This is a genomic window from Burkholderia sp. RS01, from assembly GCF_039748055.1.
Classification (GTDB): Bacteria; Actinomycetota; Actinomycetes; order Actinomycetales; family Micrococcaceae; genus Arthrobacter.
Genome location: NZ_JBDLAK010000015.1, coordinates 100,924 through 118,695 on the forward strand (window position 1 = coordinate 100,924; position 17,772 = coordinate 118,695).

Consider the following 17,772-nt stretch of genomic DNA (forward strand, 5'->3'; position numbering starts at 1 on the left):
CCTGTCAATATCCCAAAGTAGGAGAGGATGGGTGACAATGGCAGGGTGACGCAGGAGATCGGCAGACGCCCGAACATTTATGACGTGGCCTCCGCGGCTGGGGTTTCAAAGTCCCTAGTCTCGTTGGTCTTGCGGGGTGCCCCCGGTGTTTCCCCGGCGCGCCGCGCGGCCGTCGAGGAGGCCATTGAACGGCTGAACTATCGCCCCAGCCGCGCCGCGGCAACCCTGGCCGGCAATAGGTCCCGCACCATTGGCGTGGTCCTGGACGATTATCGGAACCTTTGGTTTGTCAGCCTGTTGGCCGGATTGCACGATCAACTCGCGCCTCTCGGTTTTCGGGTGGCCGTCGCTGATCCTTCGTTCAATGCCCACCTTGACGGGACCGCCGTGGACGGACTCATGTCGCTGCGCGTGGACGGCATCGTGATCGCAACCGAGCCAACCGAGGATATGTTCGCGGCTTTGGACGTTCCCGCGGTTGTCGCCGGAAACCGGGACATCGTGGTTCCCGGAGCCGACATCGTGGCCAACGACGACCTTGTGGGCGGCCGTCTCGCCACCGAGCACCTGATCGGCCTGGGCCACCGGCACATCGGGCATATCACCGGTGGGGGAGGTGCGGCCCGACTGCGTGCCCAGGGGTTCGACGCCGCGATGCGGGAACGCGGGCTGCGGCCGCACGCCGCCCAGGGCCACGGGCTCACCACGGAGTCTGACGGTTACCAGGCGGCGCTGAAACTGCTGGACGAAAACCCCTCACTCACCGCCATTTTTGCTGCAAACGACACCATGGCCCTCGGCGCGGCGGGCGTGGCCCGGGACAAGGGGCGGCGCATCCCGGAGGATCTGTCGCTCATCGGCTACGACAATTCGCCGTTGGCGTCGGCCAACCTGTTGCGGCTCACCACGATCGATGGCCGCAACGCTGAAGTCGGAGCCGGGGCGGCGAAGGCGTTGCTGAATCGCATGGAAGACCCGGCGGCGCCGGTTGGAACCATGCTGGTGGAACCGGACCTGGTCATCAGGGCCTCCACGGCCGCCCTGTAAGGAGCACGAGCCGACCCTGGGCGGGTAGCCCGCTGGTAGCCCGCTTATTTGATCAGGCCGGCCACCGTGTTCCGGGGCGCGCCTTAGCCCAGCTCGGTGATGAGTTCTGCTTCCTCGTCTTGGGTGAGGCCGGCGCGGCGCGGCTTCTCGATTCCTGTGCTTTCTTCCCATTCCAGCGTGTCACGAAGCGTTTGCGCGAGCGGGCGAAGCACCAGTCCGGCGTCCTTCGCCCGTACGTTTGAGCGGGCGTTCATGCCTTGCCAGTCCGGGTCACTCAGCCACAGGGGCAGGGACTTCGGGCCGGCCCATTCCCCGACACCATGCCCATGAAGCCACTCGGCGTCGGCCGCGGCGAGCTGTCCTCGGTGGCCGGCTAATTCCCGGGCAGCAGCTATGTGCTCGGCGAAGGAATGTGTCTCTCCAGTGGCGTTGTAGAAACCACCCAGCTGCCTGTCGCAGTTCTGAACCAGCCAGGCAGCGAGGTCCCGGACATCAATGACCTGCACGGGAAGCGACGGTGCATCAGGCACGAGCACCGTTCCGTCTTCAACCGAGGGGTTGGCAAAGCGCATCGGCCAGTACCCTGTGCGGCCGAAGATGTCTCCCGGGCCCCCGATGAGCCCCACCCGGGCGATCATGCACCGCCCGGCTCCCAGTCCGTCGAGGACGGCCTTCTCGCACGCGGCCTTCGCCTCACCGTACGTCTCCATGGTCTCCATGACCTCAGACTCGAGCGGAGGCAGCAGCGGGGCATCCTCGTCCTGTCCCAGGGGTCCGTGATCCGCGTAAACGCTGGCCGAGGACACAAAGACGTAGTGGCCAGCCGACCCCAGGTCCCGCACCGCACGCTTCACCTGGCCCGGTTGGCGGGACACGTCCAAAACCGCGTCCCAGTGCACGGCGGCCACGGCCGCAAGACCGTGGTCGTCATCCCGGTCTGACTGAACATGGGACGCACCGTCAGGAACGGATCCTGATACACCCCTGGTCACGCACGTCACGTCGTGGCCGCGTCCGACCGCCTGGCGGGCAACCTCATGACCAAGCCAGGCGGTGCCTCCGAGGATAAGAAGTTTCATAGTGACATCCAACCAAAGAAGCGGCCCCGTGGGGACCCGGCGGGCCGTTTGTGCCGGGGCCCGGCGATGGGCACTAGACTTGATCTGATGTCTGAGCAGCCCGCCCCCAGCCCCACTTCCGGTTCACCCCTTCGTGCCGACGCCGGCACTGCCGCGGGTGCCCAGCTTTCCGGAGGCCCTCTTCCGGCCGACATTGCGTCAGCCCTCAAGCGGGACAGCGCCGGCCTTGTCGCCGCCATCGTGCAGCAGTTCGACACCCACGAGGTGCTCATGCTGGGCTGGATGGACGACGAAGCCCTCAACCGCACCATGACCACCGGTCGGGTCACCTTTTACTCCCGCTCGCGCCAGGAGTACTGGCGCAAGGGGGATACCTCCGGCCACGTGCAGTGGGTGAAGTCCGTGGCCCTTGACTGCGACGGCGACGCCCTCTTGGTGAGGGTCGACCAGGTCGGCGCTGCGTGCCACACTGGAACGCGAACGTGCTTCGACGGCCGGACCCTGGACGTCGTGGCAGGCTCTGCAGACTAGCCCGGGCGGCTAAGGCCACCCAAGCGGACGGGGAACGCCAGGCCAGCCCCTGCGTCCGATGATCAGGCATCCCGCCTGCGAACCCAGGAACCATCCCAGAACAGACGGAGAACCAATAGCCATGCAGGACCTAGGAATCATCAGCCCAGGCCTCGAAGAATTCCGTGAACTCGCCGGGCACAGCCGCGTCATCCCTGTCCGGCTCAAGGTGCTGGCGGATGCCGAAACTCCGATCGGGCTGTACCGGAAACTGGCACAGGGCCAGCCGGGCACGTTCCTCATGGAGTCCGCGGCTGTCGGCGGCGCCTGGTCCCGCTATTCCTTCATTGGCTCCCGTTCCCGGGCCACGCTCACCACCAAGGACGGCCAGGCCCACTGGCTCGGCGAGCCGCCTGCCGGCGTTCCGGTGGACGGAAACCCGGTGGATGCCATCCGTGACACGATCGATGCCCTGCGCACCGACCGTTTCGACGACCTGCCGCCCTTCACTTCCGGCCTCGTAGGCTTCCTCGGCTGGGAAACAGTCCGCCACTGGGAGAAACTGACCAGCCCGCCTGAAGACGACCTGCAGCTTCCCGAAATGGCACTGAACCTCGTCACGGACATGGCCGTCCACGACAACATGGACGGCACCGTGCTGCTCATCGCCAACGCCATCAACTTCGACAACAGCTCCGAACGGGTGGATGAGGCCTGGCACGACGCCGTCCGCCGCGTCAAGGAACTCCTCGCCCGCGTCAGCACGCCCGTGACCCAGCCGGTGTCTGTGCTGGAACCTGCCGCCCTCGATTTTGCCGCCAGCGTCCAGGAACGGTGGGATGAAACTGACTACCTGGCCGCTCTTGACCGGGGCAAGGAGGCGATCGTGGACGGGGAAGTCTTCCAGGTGGTCATTTCTCGCCGCTTCGAGATGGAGTGCGGAGCCTCCCCGCTGGACGTCTACCGCGTGCTCCGCAACACCAACCCGAGCCCGTACATGTACATCTTCAGCCTGGAAGATGCGGCCGGGCGCGAATACTCGATCGTCGGCTCCTCACCCGAGGCGCTCGTGACGGTCACGGGCGAGGACGTCATCACCCACCCCATCGCCGGTTCCCGGCCCCGCGGCAAGACCGTGGATGCGGACAAGGCACTCGCCGAAGAACTCCTCGCGGACCAGAAGGAACGCGCCGAACACCTGATGCTCGTGGATCTGTCCCGGAACGACCTTTCCAAGGTGTGCGTGGCGGGCTCCGTGGACGTCACACAGTTCATGGAGGTGGAGCGGTTCAGCCACATCATGCACCTCGTGTCCACGGTGGTGGGCCGGCTGGCCCCGTCGGCTAAGGCCTATGACGTCCTTAAGGCCACCTTCCCGGCGGGAACGCTGTCCGGCGCGCCGAAACCCCGCGCCCTGCGCCTCCTCGACGAGCTCGAGCCGCACCGCCGCGGAATCTACGGCGGCGTGGTGGGCTATTTGGACTTCGCCGGCGACATGGACATGGCCATCGCCATCCGCTCCGCGCTGCTGCGGGAAGGGCGGGCCTACGTCCAGGCCGGCGGCGGCATCGTTGCGGACTCGGTCAAAGCCGCCGAAGCGCAGGAAACCGTCAACAAGGCGGCCGCACCCCTCCGGGCCGTCCACACCGCGGGCTCGCTGCACAACATCACGCCGGAGTCGGTCACCGAGGCCGGATCAACCGGTACCCGGTCAACGGGAACATCAACAGGGACGGCGTCCGCCGGGGCGGAATCCTGATGGCGGTTCCGGCAAGTTCCGGCGCGCAGGCCAAGGCCCGCAGCAGCACGCCGGCGTGGGCACGCAAGTCCACGCTGGTCCTGCTCATCGCCGCGATCGCGCTGGCGGTCTTCGGCACCACCACCCAGACCTGGATGACCGTCAACCTGGACCCCCAGCAACTGGGCCAGGCCACGGGCCAGGGCGGACTCCAGGTCCAGGGCAGCAAGGCCGCCACCACGGTAACGGCCCTTGCCCTCGTCGCCCTTGCAGGCGGCCTCGCCGCGTCCATCGCCGGCAAGATCGCACGCTGGATCATCACGGCCATCGTCGTCCTGGCGGCAGCGGGCATCATCACCGCCGCCGCGACCGTCCTCGCGGATCCGCTGGCGGCCGCGCAGGGCTCCATCGCCGCGGCCACCGGCGTCAGCGGGAGCAGCGCTGACGTGAGTGTCACCGCGTTTCCGGTCCTCGCCGTCGTCGCCGGTTCGCTCCTGGCGCTGTGCGGACTGCTGGTGATTCCGGCTGGGCGGTACTGGAAGACGCGGACCAAGTACGATGCCGCCGCGCAGGGTGCCGCCGCCCAGTCCGGCCCGGTGGACGAGATCGACAGCTGGGACCGGCTCTCCCGCGGCGACGACCCCACCTGACGGGGAGCGTCACGGAGGCGCGCGCCTGCCAGCGATGCCGAAGGCCGAGCCAAAAAATGGCAGAATGTAAGCAGTATTGATCCTGAGGAGATTCACATGAGCAAAGCCACTGTTTCCGGTACCAAGCCCGCGGCGGCCCCCAAGACCCACCACGGCATCGACCACAGCATCGATCTTGGCCACGGCAACAGCCCTGCGGCCTGGACCTGCGTGATCGTCATGCTGATCGGCGCCCTCATCGCCTCCATCGCCTTCGTCATCGCCAACACCCCCATCTTCGTGGCCGGCGCGGCGATCATGGTCCTCGGCCTGCTGGCCGGCTTCATCATGCGCAAAGCGGGCTACGGCGTGGGCGGCAGCAAGCTGAAGAACACCGGCCACTAACCGTGACGGTTCTCGACGACATCAATGCCGGTGTCAGGGAGGACATGGAGGCCCGCAAGCGTCTCGTGTCCCTCGCGGAACTGAAGGACCGCGCACTGGCAGCGGCTCCGGCACGCGATGCCTGGGCTGCCCTCGACGGCCCGTCCGCCACGCGCGAGCATCTCAAGGTCATCGCAGAGATCAAGCGCCGGAGCCCGTCCAAGGGCGATCTCGCGAACATCGTTGACCCGGCCTCGCTGGCCCAGCAGTACGCCGACGGCGGCGCCGCCGTTATCAGCGTGCTCACGGAACAGCGCCGCTTCAACGGTTCGCTCGCGGATCTGGACGTGGTCCGTGACCGGGTGGACGTCCCGCTGCTCCGCAAGGACTTCACCCTGGACGAGTACCAGATCTGGGAAGCCCGCGCCCACGGCGCGGACCTCATCCTGCTGATCGTGGCGTCCCTGTCCGACCAGCAGCTGCGCGAATTCAGTGCCCTCAGCCGTGAACTCGGCATGAACGTGCTCGTGGAAACGCACACGCCGGAGGAAGTCGAACGTGCGGTGGCTGCCGAGGCCCGGATCATCGGCGTCAACGTGCGCAACCTCAAGACGCTCGACGTCGACCGCTCCGTTTTCGACACACTCGCCGGAAGCATTCCGGCCGGCGCAGTTGTGGTTGCGGAGTCCGGCGTCAGGGGCGCCGACGACGTCGCGCACTACGCGGCGCACGGCGCCAACGCCATACTCGTGGGGGAGGCGCTCGTCAGCGACGCCACGCCGCGGGAACGCATTGCGGAGTTCACCGCGGCCGGGGCGGCAGCGATCGCCGCGCGGGTCTGAGCTCCGACCAACCGTGGCACCACCCGCTCCGCAAAGTTTGGCGGCGGGATGGTGCATGACATCAATCAGTGAAAAGTGAACAGGATGGTGAGACTGATGGCCGAAGCGCCAACAGCCGGCTCTGACGAAGGTTCGGTGGATGCATTCCTGCAGGGAGGCACGTCGCTGCGTCACGCTCCGGGACCCTACTTCGGCTCCTACGGGGGCCGATGGATGCCTGAATCACTGATCGCGGCCCTCGACGAACTCGAAGACACCTTTGAAAAGGCGAAGGCCGATCCCGAGTTCACCGCGCAGATCGCCGATCTCAATAGGAACTACTCCGGCCGGCCCTCCCTCCTGACCGAGGCGAAGCGGTTCGCCGAGCACGCCGGGGGAGTCCGGGTCTTCCTCAAGCGCGAAGACCTCAACCACACGGGCTCGCACAAGATCAACAACGTGCTGGGCCAGGCCCTCCTGGCCAAGCGCATGGGCAAGACCCGCGTCATCGCCGAAACCGGCGCAGGCCAGCACGGCGTGGCCAGCGCCACGGCCGCCGCACTGCTCGGACTCGAATGCGTCGTCTACATGGGCGCCGAAGACTGCCGCCGCCAGGCACTGAACGTGGCCCGGATGGAGCTGCTCGGGGCAACCGTCGTGCCGGTCACCAACGGCTCGCAGACCCTCAAGGATGCCATCAACGAGGCGCTCCGCGACTGGGTGGCGAACGTCGGAAACACGCACTACCTGCTGGGCACGGCCGCCGGCGCGCACCCGTTCCCGGCGATGGTCCGCTACTTCCACGAGGTCATCGGCGAGGAGGCCCGCGCGCAGATCCTGGAGCAGACCGGCCGCCTGCCGGACGCCGTCTGCGCCTGCATCGGCGGCGGCTCCAACGCCATCGGCATCTTCCACGGCTTCCTGGACGACCCCTCGGTCAAGATCTACGGCTTCGAGGCCGGCGGCGACGGCGTGGACACCGGCCGGCACGCGGCCACCATCACGCTCGGCAAGCCCGGCGTGCTGCACGGCGCCCGCTCGTACCTCATGCAGGACGACGACGGCCAGACCATCGAATCCCACTCCATCTCGGCGGGGCTGGACTACCCCGGCGTCGGGCCGGAGCACTCCTACCTCGCCGACATCGGACGGGTCAGCTACGAGCCCATCACGGACAGCGAAGCCATGGAGGCCTTCCGGCTCCTGTGCCGCACCGAGGGCATCATTCCGGCCATCGAGTCCTCCCACGCCCTCGCCGGCGCCATCAAGGTGGGGCAGCGGCTGGCCGCCGAAGGCGATGCGTCGGACAAGATCGTGGTGGTCAACCTGTCCGGCCGCGGCGACAAGGACGTGGCAACAGCCGCCGAGTGGTTCGACCTCCTGGACAAGGACTCCGCAGAGGCAGCCATCGGCAAGGAAGGGGAACAGTTGTGAGCACCGCGCAGATGACCAGCAAATCGGCGATCGCCATTGACAAGGCCCGGGCCGGGGGGCGGGCGGCCCTGATCGGCTACCTGCCCGCCGGATACCCCAGCGTCGAGGACACCATCGCCGCCGGCATTGCCCTCGCGCGCAACGGCGCGGACCTCATCGAGATCGGCATTCCCTACTCTGACCCGGTCATGGACGGCCCGGTCATCCAGGCCGCCACCACCGAGGCGCTGGCAAAGGGGTTCTCCGTCCGCCAGGTGTTCGACGTCGTTGCCGGCATTACGGCCGAAACCGACGCTGCCGTCCTGGTCATGACCTACTGGAACCCCGTGGTCCGGATGGGCGTGGACGAGTTTTCGCGGCGCCTGGCCGAAGCCGGGGGAGCCGGCCTGATCACCCCCGACCTCATTCCGGATGAGGCCGCCGAGTGGATGGACGCCTCGGACAAGTACGGGCTGGACCGGGTGTTCCTGGTGGCGCCGTCATCATCGCCCGAGCGCATGCGGCGGACCGTCGAGGCAAGCCGCGGCTTTGTGTACGCCGTTTCCATCATGGGGGTCACCGGCGCCCGCTCGTCGGTGAGCACGGCGGCCAAGGGCGTGGTGGCAGCAGCCAAGCACGCCGGCGCGGAGCGTGTGTGCGTGGGCCTCGGAGTGTCCAACGCCGACCAGGTGGCGGAAATCGCCGCCTACGCCGACGGCGTGATCGTGGGAACAGCCCTCGTGTCCGCCATCCGTGACGGCGGAGTGGACGCCGTGGCCAGCCTCACCAAAGACCTCAGCGCCGGACTGACCAGGAAGTAACCTCCAACATGCAGACGTTCCTCACCGCGGCCGCCATGGTCCCCGCGAGCATTCCGAGCCCGGACTGGTCCGGCTTCGACATCCCGCTGCCGTGGGGTTCGCTGCGCATCCACGCCTACGCCCTGTGCATCCTTGCCGGGATCGTCGTCGGCCTGTGGCTGACGTCGGTCCGCTGGGCCAAGCGCGGAACACCGGAGGGCAGCGTCTGGGACATCGTCATCTGGGCCATTCCGTTCGGCATCATCGGCGGCCGGCTCTACCACGTGTTTTCCTCCCCGGACGCCTACTTCGGTCCGGGATTCAACGGCACCGGCGACCTCTCCCTGATTCCGCAGATCCAGCGCGGCGGCCTCGGAATCTGGGGCGCCGTGGTGCTCGGTGCCTTCGGTGCCTGGATCGGCTGCCGGCGGGCCGGGGTCAAGCTCACGGCCTTCCTGGACGCCGCGGCGCCCGGACTGCTGCTCGCCCAGGCGGTGGGCCGCTGGGGGAACTACTTCAACCAGGAGCTGTTCGGCGGCCCCACCACCCTGCCCTGGGGGCTTCAGGTGGACTCCGACAACGCGAACTTCCCGCAGGGCTTCCCGGCCGACACGCTGTTCCACCCCACCTTCCTGTACGAATCCCTGTGGAACCTCATGGGTGTGGTCATCCTGCTGGCCCTGGACCGCAGGTTCCACTTCCGCCGCGGCCGGCTCTTCTGCGTCTACGCCATGTACTACACGCTGGGCCGGGTCTGGATCGAGGCCATGCGCATCGATGATGCGGAGCAGATCAGCCTCTTCGGCATCACCACCCGCCTGAACGTCTGGACCAGCATTTTCGTGTTCGTCGCAGCGTTGGCCGTGTTTATCGTGCTGGGCCGCCGCAAGGCCGGCGATCCCGAGGACCCGTACCTTCCGGGCCGCGCGCCCGCCCCCGAGGCTGAGGCCGCCGCCGTCGACGGTGACGCAGCCACTGCCGCCGAGGGCAAAGCGGCTGCCGACGACGACAACGTGGCCGTTGCCGCCGTCAATGAGGACAAGACGGCTGAGGAAGACCAAACCGACGACGACGGCGACAAGGCACCGGCCGCCGTGGGTCCCGTGCCGGCGGGGCGCAGAGCGGCCCGCACCGCGGGCGACACGGCCGCGGCCCCCGCCGCCGGGCCCGCCGTCAAGCCTGTCCGTGATGCGGACGCTGTTGTCTCAGATAGTGAATCGCGTGATAATCTGCCTGATAACCAAAGCGGTTCCAGTCGCTCTTCTGCCCCAACGGAAGCAGTGCCGGCATCCACCGGCGGCAATGCGTCCGCCGGGGAAGCGGACGCCGGAAATTCCGGTACCAAAGCCACCGGAACCGCGCCGGAAGCTGACGGCACACGCTAGCTCAGCACCGGCAACCAGGGCAGCCAGAGCCACCGCTTGTAGCGCCCACCACCACAGCGTCGTGGCATCAGGGCCCACCACCGGGCAGCATAGAGCTGCTGTCCGGTCAAGCCCGGGCCGGGAACCTGCGTAACTGTTAGTTCAGCAGGTCTCCCTGCCCTACAATTTCCACTAAGTAACACACTTTGTTGTGCCCATCACAGCGGCGCTCTGAGTGGGGCCAACGTTGTCCCTTCCATACGCACGATCAGGAGGAAGGACGTCTCCCATGACCCAAACTCTTCACAGCCCCAGCTGGTCCGAAGCGAACCAGCCGGACGCCGCCATGTCACCGTTTAAGCGGTTCGCGGCGCTCCCCGAGGCAGCCGGGCTCTACAACCCGGAGCAGGAGAAGGACGCCTGCGGTCTTGCGATCATCGCCACCCTGCGCGGCGAACCCGGGTACGACATTGTCGATGCCGCCCTCACCGCCCTGCGCAACCTCGAGCACCGCGGTGCCGTGGGCGCCGATGAGGGAACGGGCGACGGCGCCGGCCTGCTGATGCAAGTACCGGACGAGTTCTTCCGTGCCGTCACCGAATTCGAACTCCCGGCACCCGGGCAGTACGTTGTGGGCACCGCCTTCCTCCCCGCCGAGCAGCGTGAAGCCGATGCCGCGAAGGCAGGCATCGAAGGCCTCGCCGCCGACGAAGGCCTCACCGTCCTGGGCTGGCGCGAAGTGCCTGTCGTGGCCGACCTCGTGGGAGCCATGGCCCGCGCCTGCATGCCGTACTTCTCGCAGCCGTTCTTTGCCTCGTCCACCGGAGAGCAGCTGGAGCGCAACGAGCTCGACTCCCGGGCCTGGCGGATCCGCAAGCGCGCGCAGAACAAGTACGGCGTCTACTTCCCCTCGCTGTCCTCACGGACCATCGTGTACAAGGGCATGCTGACCACGGCCCAGCTTGAGCCGTTCTACCCGGACCTCTCCGACAAGCGCTTCAAGACCAAGCTGGCGATCGTCCACTCGCGGTTCTCCACCAACACCTTCCCGTCGTGGCCCCTGGCGCAGCCGTTCCGCACCATCGCCCACAACGGTGAAATCAACACGGTCAAGGGCAACCGGAACTGGATGCGCGCCCGCCAGTCGCAGCTCGCCAACCCGCTCCTGGGCCAGTCCCCGGAAGAGCTGTTCCCGATCTGCACCCCCGGTGCGTCGGACTCGGCGTCCTTCGACGAAGTGGCTGAGCTGCTGTGGCTGTCCGGCCGCCCCATCACGCACTCGATCATGATGATGATCCCCGAGGCGTGGGAAAACCACGCCACCATGGATCCGGCCCGCCGCGCGTTCTACGAATACCACTCCCTGCTGATGGAACCATGGGACGGGCCGGCCGCTGTGTCGTTCACCGACGGCAACCTGGTCGGCGCCACCCTGGACCGCAACGGCCTGCGCCCGGGCCGCTACTGGATCACCGAAGACGGCCTCGTCGTGTTCGCCTCCGAGGTGGGCGTCATCGACGTCGAACCCTCCAAGGTGGTCAAGAAGGGCCGGGTTTCGCCGGGCAAGATGTTCCTCGTGGACACCGAGGCCGGCCGGATCATCGACGATGAAGAGGTCAAGGCCGAAGTCGCCGCCTCCAACCCGTGGGCGGAGTGGGTCAAGGACAACCTGATCGACCTCAACGATCTGCCCGAGCGCGAGCACGTGGTGCACACGGCCGCGTCCGTGAACATCCGCCAGCGGACCTTCGGCTACACCACCGAAGAGCTCAAGATCCTGCTGGGTCCGATGGCGCGCACCGGTGCCGAGCCCCTCGGCGCCATGGGTTCCGATACCCCCGTGGCCGTGCTGTCCAAGCGCCCCCGGCTCCTCTTCGACTACTTTGTGCAGTCCTTCGCTCAGGTGACCAACCCGCCGCTCGACGCCATCCGCGAAGAGCTGGTCACATCCCTGATGTGCGCCATCGGTCCAAACGGTAACCTGCTGGACACCAAGCAGGTGCGCCAGCCGCAGGTTTCGCTGCCGTTCCCGGTGATCAACAACGACCAGCTCGCCAAGATCGCCAACATCGAAAGCCCGGACGGCGACAGGATCGCCATGAAGGTCCGCGGCCTCTACCGCCCCGAAGGCGGCGAGAACGCCCTCCGCGCCCGGCTGACCGAGATCTGCGAGCAGGTTTCCGGCGCCATCAACCGCGGCGTGCAGTACGTGGTGCTGTCCGACCGCGACTCCAACGCCCAGTGGGCGCCCATCCCGTCGCTACTGCTGGTCAGCGCCGTGCACCACCACCTGCTGCGCAGCGCCAACCGCACCAAGACGGCCCTGGTGGTCGAGGCCGGCGACGTCCGCGAGACGCACCACGTGGCGGTGCTCGTGGGCTACGGCGCGTCCGCCGTCAACCCGTACCTGGCCATGGAATCCGTGGAGCAGCTCATCGCCGCCGGCGACGTCGTGGGCGTCACCCCGCAGGACGGCGTGTACAACCTGATCAAGGGCCTCGGCAAGGGCGTCCTGAAGATCATGTCCAAGATGGGCATCTCCACCGTGGCGTCCTACACCGGCGCGCAGACCTTCGAAGCGCTTGGCCTCGGCCAGGAGCTCGTGGACGAATTCTTCGCCGGCACGCACTCCCAGCTGGGCGGCGTGGGGCTGGACGTCATCGCGGCAGAGGTTTCCGCTCGGCACCAGATGGCCTACCCCGAGGGCGGTATCGAGCAGCCGCACCGCCCGCTGCTGGGCGGCGGCGAGTACCAGTGGCGCCGCGACGGCGAACCGCACCTCTTCAACCCGGAGACCGTCTTCCGGCTGCAGCACGCCACGCGCGAGCGCCGCTACGACATCTTCAAGGCCTACACCAAGGGCGTTGATGACCAGTCTGAGAACCTGATGACCCTGCGCGGGCTCCTCAAGTTCAAGGACGGCCTGCGTCCTGCCGTGCCGCTCGAGGAAGTGGAGCCGATCTCCAGCATCGTCAAGCGGTTCTCCACGGGCGCGATGAGCTACGGCTCCATCTCCAAGGAAGCCCACGAGACGCTCGCCATCGCCATGAACCGGCTGGGCGGCAAGTCCAACACCGGCGAAGGAGGCGAGGACGTGGACCGCCTCCTGGATCCGGAGCGCCGTTCCGCTGTCAAGCAGATCGCCTCCGGCCGGTTCGGCGTCACCAGCCTGTACCTGACCAACGCTGACGACATCCAGATCAAGATGGCCCAGGGCGCCAAGCCCGGCGAGGGCGGCCAGCTGATGGCCCAGAAGGTCTACCCCTGGGTTGCCCGCACGCGCCACTCAACGCCCGGCGTCGGACTCATCTCGCCGCCCCCGCACCACGACATCTACTCCATCGAGGACCTCGCGCAGCTGATCTACGATGCCAAGCGCGCCAATCCCTCGGCCCGCGTTCACGTCAAGCTCGTTTCCGAGGTGGGCATCGGCACAGTTGCCGCCGGTGTCACCAAGGCGAAGGCCGACGTCGTGCTCGTTTCCGGGCACGACGGCGGAACCGGCGCCTCGCCGCTGAACTCGCTCAAACACGCCGGCGTCCCGTGGGAGCTGGGGCTCGCAGAGACCCAGCAGACCCTGATGCTCAACGGCCTGCGCGACCGTGTGGTGGTCCAGGTCGACGGCCAGCTCAAGACCGGCCGCGACGTCGTCATTGCCGCGCTGCTCGGCGGCGAGGAATTCGGCTTCGCCACGGCACCGCTGGTGGTGGAGGGCTGCATCATGATGCGCGTCTGCCACCTGGACACCTGCCCGGTGGGCGTCGCCACGCAGAACCCCGAACTGCGGGCCCGCTTCAGCGGCAAGCCCGAGTTCGTGGTCAACTTCTTCGAATTCCTGGCCGAGGAAGTCCGCGAAATCCTCGCGGAACTTGGCTTCCGGAGCATCGAAGAGGCGATCGGCCACGCGGAAGCGCTCGACACCCGCGAGGCGATCAACCACTGGAAGGCCGAAGGCCTGGACCTCGACCCCATCCTGCACGGGCTGGAGTTCGACGATGACGCCCCGCTGCGCAACCTGACCGGCCAGAACCACGAGCTGGACAAGCACTTCGACCAGCGGCTCATCACCATGGCCGCCGAGGCGCTGACCGACCGCAGCCCGGTGAAGATCGCCGTGGACGTCATCAACACGGACCGCTCCGTCGGCACCATGCTGGGCCACGTCGTGACCAAGACGTTCAGCACCGACGTGCTGGCAACGGACACGATCGACATCACGCTGACCGGCACCGCGGGCCAGTCGCTGGGCGCCTTCCTGCCCGCCGGCATCACCCTGCGCATGTACGGCGACTCCAACGACTACGTGGGCAAGGGCCTCTCCGGCGGCCGCATCATCGTCCGGCCGGACCGCACCAACGTGTTCCAGGCCGAGAGCAACGTGATCGCCGGAAACGTGATCGGCTACGGCGCCACCAGCGGCGAGATGTTCCTGCGCGGCCAGGTGGGCGAACGCTTCCTGGTCCGCAACTCCGGCGCCACGGCGGTTGTCGAGGGCATCGGCGACCACGGCTGCGAGTACATGACCGGCGGCCAGACGCTCATCATCGGCCGGACCGGACGCAACTTCGGTGCGGGCATGTCCGGCGGAACGGCGTACGTGCTGGACCTGCGGATCACCCGCGTGAACAAGCAGGCGCTGGAATCCGGCGAACTCCAGCTCCAGGAGCTGGATGCCGAGGACCGCGACATCGTCCACGGCCTGCTGGTCAAGCATGTCGAGGAAACCGAATCCCAGCTGGCCGCGCGTCTGCTCGAGAACTTCGACGACACCGCTGCCCGCATTACCAAAGTGCTGCCGCGCGATTACGCGGCCGTCCTGCAAACCCGTCTGAGCGCCATCGAAGAGGGCCTTGACCCCGACGGCGAAGAAGTTTGGTCTCGAATCCTGGAGGTGACCGGTGGCTGATCCACGCGGATTTCTGAAAGTACGTCAGCGTGAAACCCAGCCACGCCGCCCGGTTCCCGTCCGCATCATGGACTGGAAGGAAGTCTACGAGGCCCAGGAAAAGGGTGTCCTCAAGAGCCAGGCCGGGCGCTGCATGGACTGCGGTGTGCCGTTCTGCCACCAGGGCTGCCCGCTGGGGAACCTGATTCCCGAGTGGAACGACCTCATGTGGCGGGACAAGGGCGAGGAAGCGATTGAGCGGCTGCATGCCACCAACAACTTCCCCGAATGGACCGGCCGCCTGTGCCCGGCACCCTGCGAGGCGTCCTGCGTGCTGGGCATCAACCAGCCCGCCGTGACCATCAAGCAGGTTGAGGTGTCCATCATCGATGAGGCCTTCGACAACGGCTGGGTCAACCCGCTGCCGCCCGCGCGCCTGACCGGCAAGACGGTCGCCGTCGTGGGTTCCGGCCCCGCAGGTCTGGCCGTTGCCCAGCAGCTGACCCGCGTGGGCCACACCGTGGCCGTGTACGAGCGCGACGACAAGATCGGTGGCCTGCTGCGCTACGGCATCCCCGATTTTAAGATGGAGAAAGAGCAGGTGGACCGCCGACTCGAGCAGATGAAGGCGGAAGGCACCCGCTTCCGCACCGGCGTCGCCGTCGGCACGGATGTGACGTGGGAGCAGCTGCGCCGGCGTTACGACGCCGTCGTGATCGCCACCGGCGCCACCGTTCCGCGTGACCTCCCGATCCCGGGCCGCGAGCTCGAGGGCGTGCACTTCGCCATGGACTACCTTGTCCCGGCGAACCGCGTAGTGGCGGGGGAGACGGTCGAGAACCAGATCCACGCCAAGGGCAAGCACGTGGTGATCCTCGGCGGCGGCGACACCGGCGCCGACTGCCTCGGCACCGCGCACCGCCACGGTGCGGCATCCGTCACCACCCTCGCCATCGGCAAGCAGCCTCCCGTGGAGCGCGCCGGCCACCAGCCGTGGCCGACGTTCCCCACGCTCTTTGAAATGGCCAGTGCCCACGAAGAGGGCGGTGAACGCACCTACCTCGCCTCGACCGTTGAGTTCGTCGGCGAAAACGGCAAGCTCACCGGCGTCAAGGTGGCCGAGACCGAATTCGTTGACGGCAAGCGCCTCCCGAAGGCCGGCACGGAGCGGATCATTCCCGCTGACCTGGTGTTCCTGTCCCTGGGCTTCACGGGAGCCGAACCGGCCGGAATCTCCGAGCAGGTCAGCGCCGAGTTTGACGGGCGCGGAAACGTGGCCCGCGACGGCTACTACATGACCAACACCGAAGGCGTGTTCGTGGCCGGTGACGCCGGCCGCGGCCAGTCGCTCATCGTGTGGGCCATTGCCGAAGGGCGGGCCGCCGCCGCGGCGGTGGACAAGTTCCTGATGGGAAGCACCATTCTTCCCGCTCCTGTGGCCCCGACGGATCGGGCCATTGCCGTCCTGTAGTCACAAACGGGGGACCACGGATGTTCACCTGCGGTACAACTCCAAACCAGAAACACACCAATAGGGTAGGTATATGAGACGCGCTAAGATCGTGGCAACATTCGGACCGGCCATTTCCAGCTTCGAGAACACCCTCGCAGTTATTGAAGCCGGCGTCGATGTTGCCCGCATGAACATGAGCCACGGAGACTACTCCGTGCATGACGGCACTTACGAGAACGTCCGTAAGGCCTCGAAGCAGCTGGCCAAGCCCGTTGCCATCATGGCCGACCTCCAGGGCCCCAAGATCCGTCTTGGCCGCTTTGTAGACGGCCCGCACGAACTGTTCGTCGGCGACATCTTCACCATCACCACCGAAGATGTGCCGGGCACCAAGGAGATCTGCTCCACCACGCTCAAGAGCCTTACCGACGACGTCAATGTCGGCGATGCGCTGCTGATCGACGACGGCAAGGTGGCGTTGCGCGCCATCGAGGTCGACGACGTCAAGGTGGTCGCCCAGGTGACAGTCGGTGGAATGGTCTCCAACAACAAGGGCATTAACCTGCCCGGCGTTGCCGTCAACGTTCCCGCCCTGAGCGAAAAGGACGAGGACGATCTCCGCTGGGCCATGCGCCGCGGCGTGGACATGGTTGCTCTTTCCTTCGTCCGGGACGCCTCGGACATCAAGCGCGTCCACGAAATCATGGACGAAGAAGGCAGCCGCGTGCCGGTGATCGCCAAGATCGAAAAGCCGCAGGCCGTGGAGCAGCTGCACGAGATCATCGACGCCTTCGACGCCATCATGGTGGCCCGTGGCGACCTTGGTGTGGAGCTTCCCCTCGAAGAGGTTCCGATCGTCCAGAAGCGCGCCATCGAACTGGCCCGCCGCTGGGCCAAGCCGGTCATCGTTGCCACCCAGGTGCTCGAGTCCATGATCGACAACCCGCGCCCCACGCGCGCGGAGGCCTCCGACTGCGCCAACGCGGTGCTCGACGGCGCCGACGCAGTGATGCTTTCCGGCGAGACCAGCGTGGGCAAGTACCCGATCGAAACGGTCAAGGTCATGGCCCGGATCATTGAATCCACCGAAGTCCACGGTCTTGAGCGCGTTCCTCCGCTGGGCACCAAGCCCAAGACCCGCGGTGGCGCCATCACCCGTGCCGCCGTCGAAATCGCCGACCAGCTGGACGCGAAGTACATCTGTGCGTTCACGCAGTCCGGTGACTCCGCGCGCCGCCTGTCGCGCCTCCGCCCGATCAAGCCGGTCTTCGCGTTCACTCCGGTGGAGCACGTCTGGAACCAGCTCGCGCTGACCTGGGGCATTCAGCCGGTCCTCGTGCCGATGGTGGACCACACGGATGAAATGACCGCACAGGTGGACCGCAGCCTCCTGGACATGGGGATCGTGGAAGACGGTGACCTGGTGGTCATCGCCGCCGGTTCCCCTCCCGGAAGGGCCGGTTCCACCAACTCCCTGAAGGTCCACAAGGTCGGGGACCTGGCCGACACCGGTCGCGTTGGCGAAGCCGCCAGCAACAAGGAAAAGGTTGGACCCTGGCCCGAAAAGAAGAAGAAGGCCTAGCAAGTCCTCTGGTGCGGCGGTAGCCGCACCCAGAACAAAGGGAGGCTCCCCGCCAATTGGCGGGGAG

At 67.0% G+C, this 17,772-nt stretch carries 13 protein-coding genes; 12 read left to right on the forward strand and 1 reads right to left on the reverse strand.

What is annotated here, in order from left to right; translation table 11 throughout:
* Nucleotides 1–27 precede the first annotated feature (27 nt).
* Nucleotides 28–1,047, forward strand: coding sequence for a LacI family DNA-binding transcriptional regulator (locus ABFP37_RS14870; protein ID WP_347034023.1), 1,020 nt, complete (start codon nucleotides 28–30; stop codon nucleotides 1,045–1,047).
* Between the two features lie 83 nt (nucleotides 1,048–1,130).
* Here the strand turns inward: ABFP37_RS14870 and ABFP37_RS14875 are convergent, their stop codons facing one another.
* The gene (locus ABFP37_RS14875; protein WP_347034024.1) at nucleotides 1,131–2,126 is read right to left on the reverse strand and encodes an NAD-dependent epimerase/dehydratase family protein; all 996 of its coding nucleotides are present in this window, start codon (nucleotides 2,124–2,126) and stop codon (nucleotides 1,131–1,133) included.
* An 87-nt stretch (nucleotides 2,127–2,213) separates the two neighbouring features.
* Between ABFP37_RS14875 and hisI the strand changes: the two genes are divergently transcribed.
* The 11 genes from hisI to pyk all read left to right on the forward strand — a co-directional run bounded on the left by hisI (nucleotide 2,214) and on the right by pyk (nucleotide 17,705).
* Nucleotides 2,214–2,657, forward strand: a complete 444-nt coding sequence (gene hisI, locus ABFP37_RS14880) for a phosphoribosyl-AMP cyclohydrolase (RefSeq protein WP_078029738.1) — start codon at nucleotides 2,214–2,216, stop codon at nucleotides 2,655–2,657.
* Nucleotides 2,658–2,778: 121 nt separating this feature from the next.
* The gene (locus ABFP37_RS14885; protein ID WP_347034025.1) at nucleotides 2,779–4,395 is read left to right on the forward strand and encodes an anthranilate synthase component I; all 1,617 of its coding nucleotides are present in this window, start codon (nucleotides 2,779–2,781) and stop codon (nucleotides 4,393–4,395) included.
* Entirely contained in the window at nucleotides 4,395–5,024 is a 630-nt protein-coding gene (locus ABFP37_RS14890; protein WP_078029740.1) for a Trp biosynthesis-associated membrane protein, read from the forward strand. The genes ABFP37_RS14885 and ABFP37_RS14890 overlap by 1 nt, the downstream gene beginning before the upstream one ends.
* 96 nt (nucleotides 5,025–5,120) lie before the next feature.
* Entirely contained in the window at nucleotides 5,121–5,408 is a 288-nt protein-coding gene (locus tag ABFP37_RS14895; protein ID WP_078029741.1) for an HGxxPAAW family protein, read from the forward strand.
* Nucleotides 5,409–5,410: 2 nt separating this feature from the next.
* Nucleotides 5,411–6,229 (forward strand): indole-3-glycerol phosphate synthase TrpC, encoded by an 819-nt coding sequence (gene trpC, locus ABFP37_RS14900; RefSeq protein WP_347034026.1) that lies wholly within the window; start codon nucleotides 5,411–5,413, stop codon nucleotides 6,227–6,229.
* 96 nt (nucleotides 6,230–6,325) lie between these two features.
* Complete coding sequence (gene trpB, locus ABFP37_RS14905; RefSeq protein WP_347034027.1) at nucleotides 6,326–7,642, forward strand: tryptophan synthase subunit beta; 1,317 nt, start codon at nucleotides 6,326–6,328, stop codon at nucleotides 7,640–7,642.
* Nucleotides 7,639–8,442: a tryptophan synthase subunit alpha gene (gene trpA / locus ABFP37_RS14910; RefSeq protein WP_347034028.1), complete on the forward strand. Its 804-nt coding sequence runs from the start codon at nucleotides 7,639–7,641 to the stop codon at nucleotides 8,440–8,442. Before trpB ends, trpA begins: the two co-directional genes overlap by 4 nt.
* Before the next feature lie 8 nt (nucleotides 8,443–8,450).
* Nucleotides 8,451–9,806, forward strand: a complete 1,356-nt coding sequence (gene lgt / locus ABFP37_RS14915; protein WP_347034029.1) for a prolipoprotein diacylglyceryl transferase — start codon at nucleotides 8,451–8,453, stop codon at nucleotides 9,804–9,806.
* 268 nt (nucleotides 9,807–10,074) lie between these two features.
* Entirely contained in the window at nucleotides 10,075–14,691 is a 4,617-nt protein-coding gene (gene gltB / locus ABFP37_RS14920) for a glutamate synthase large subunit (protein WP_078029745.1), read from the forward strand.
* A complete protein-coding gene (locus ABFP37_RS14925; protein ID WP_347034030.1) occupies nucleotides 14,684–16,141 on the forward strand; it encodes a glutamate synthase subunit beta in 1,458 nt (485 codons plus the stop codon). Before gltB ends, ABFP37_RS14925 begins: the two co-directional genes overlap by 8 nt.
* A 73-nt stretch (nucleotides 16,142–16,214) precedes the next feature.
* Entirely contained in the window at nucleotides 16,215–17,705 is a 1,491-nt protein-coding gene (pyk, locus tag ABFP37_RS14930) for a pyruvate kinase (protein ID WP_078029747.1), read from the forward strand.
* The last annotated feature ends 67 nt before the right edge of the window (nucleotides 17,706–17,772 follow it).

Bases quoted from the DNA above. Each gene is read 5' to 3' on its own strand.
- ABFP37_RS14870 (WP_347034023.1), top strand. From the start codon at position 28: ATGGGTGACAATGGCAGGGTGACGCAGGAGATCGGCAGACGCCCGAAC.
- ABFP37_RS14875 (WP_347034024.1), bottom strand. From the start codon at position 2,126: ATGAAACTTCTTATCCTCGGAGGCACCGCCTGGCTTGGTCATGAGGTT.
- hisI (WP_078029738.1), top strand. From the start codon at position 2,214: ATGTCTGAGCAGCCCGCCCCCAGCCCCACTTCCGGTTCACCCCTTCGT.
- ABFP37_RS14885 (WP_347034025.1), top strand. From the start codon at position 2,779: ATGCAGGACCTAGGAATCATCAGCCCAGGCCTCGAAGAATTCCGTGAA.
- ABFP37_RS14890 (WP_078029740.1), top strand. From the start codon at position 4,395: ATGGCGGTTCCGGCAAGTTCCGGCGCGCAGGCCAAGGCCCGCAGCAGC.
- ABFP37_RS14895 (WP_078029741.1), top strand. From the start codon at position 5,121: ATGAGCAAAGCCACTGTTTCCGGTACCAAGCCCGCGGCGGCCCCCAAG.
- trpB (WP_347034027.1), top strand. From the start codon at position 6,326: ATGGCCGAAGCGCCAACAGCCGGCTCTGACGAAGGTTCGGTGGATGCA.
- lgt (WP_347034029.1), top strand. From the start codon at position 8,451: ATGCAGACGTTCCTCACCGCGGCCGCCATGGTCCCCGCGAGCATTCCG.
- gltB (WP_078029745.1), top strand. From the start codon at position 10,075: ATGACCCAAACTCTTCACAGCCCCAGCTGGTCCGAAGCGAACCAGCCG.
- pyk (WP_078029747.1), top strand. From the start codon at position 16,215: ATGAGACGCGCTAAGATCGTGGCAACATTCGGACCGGCCATTTCCAGC.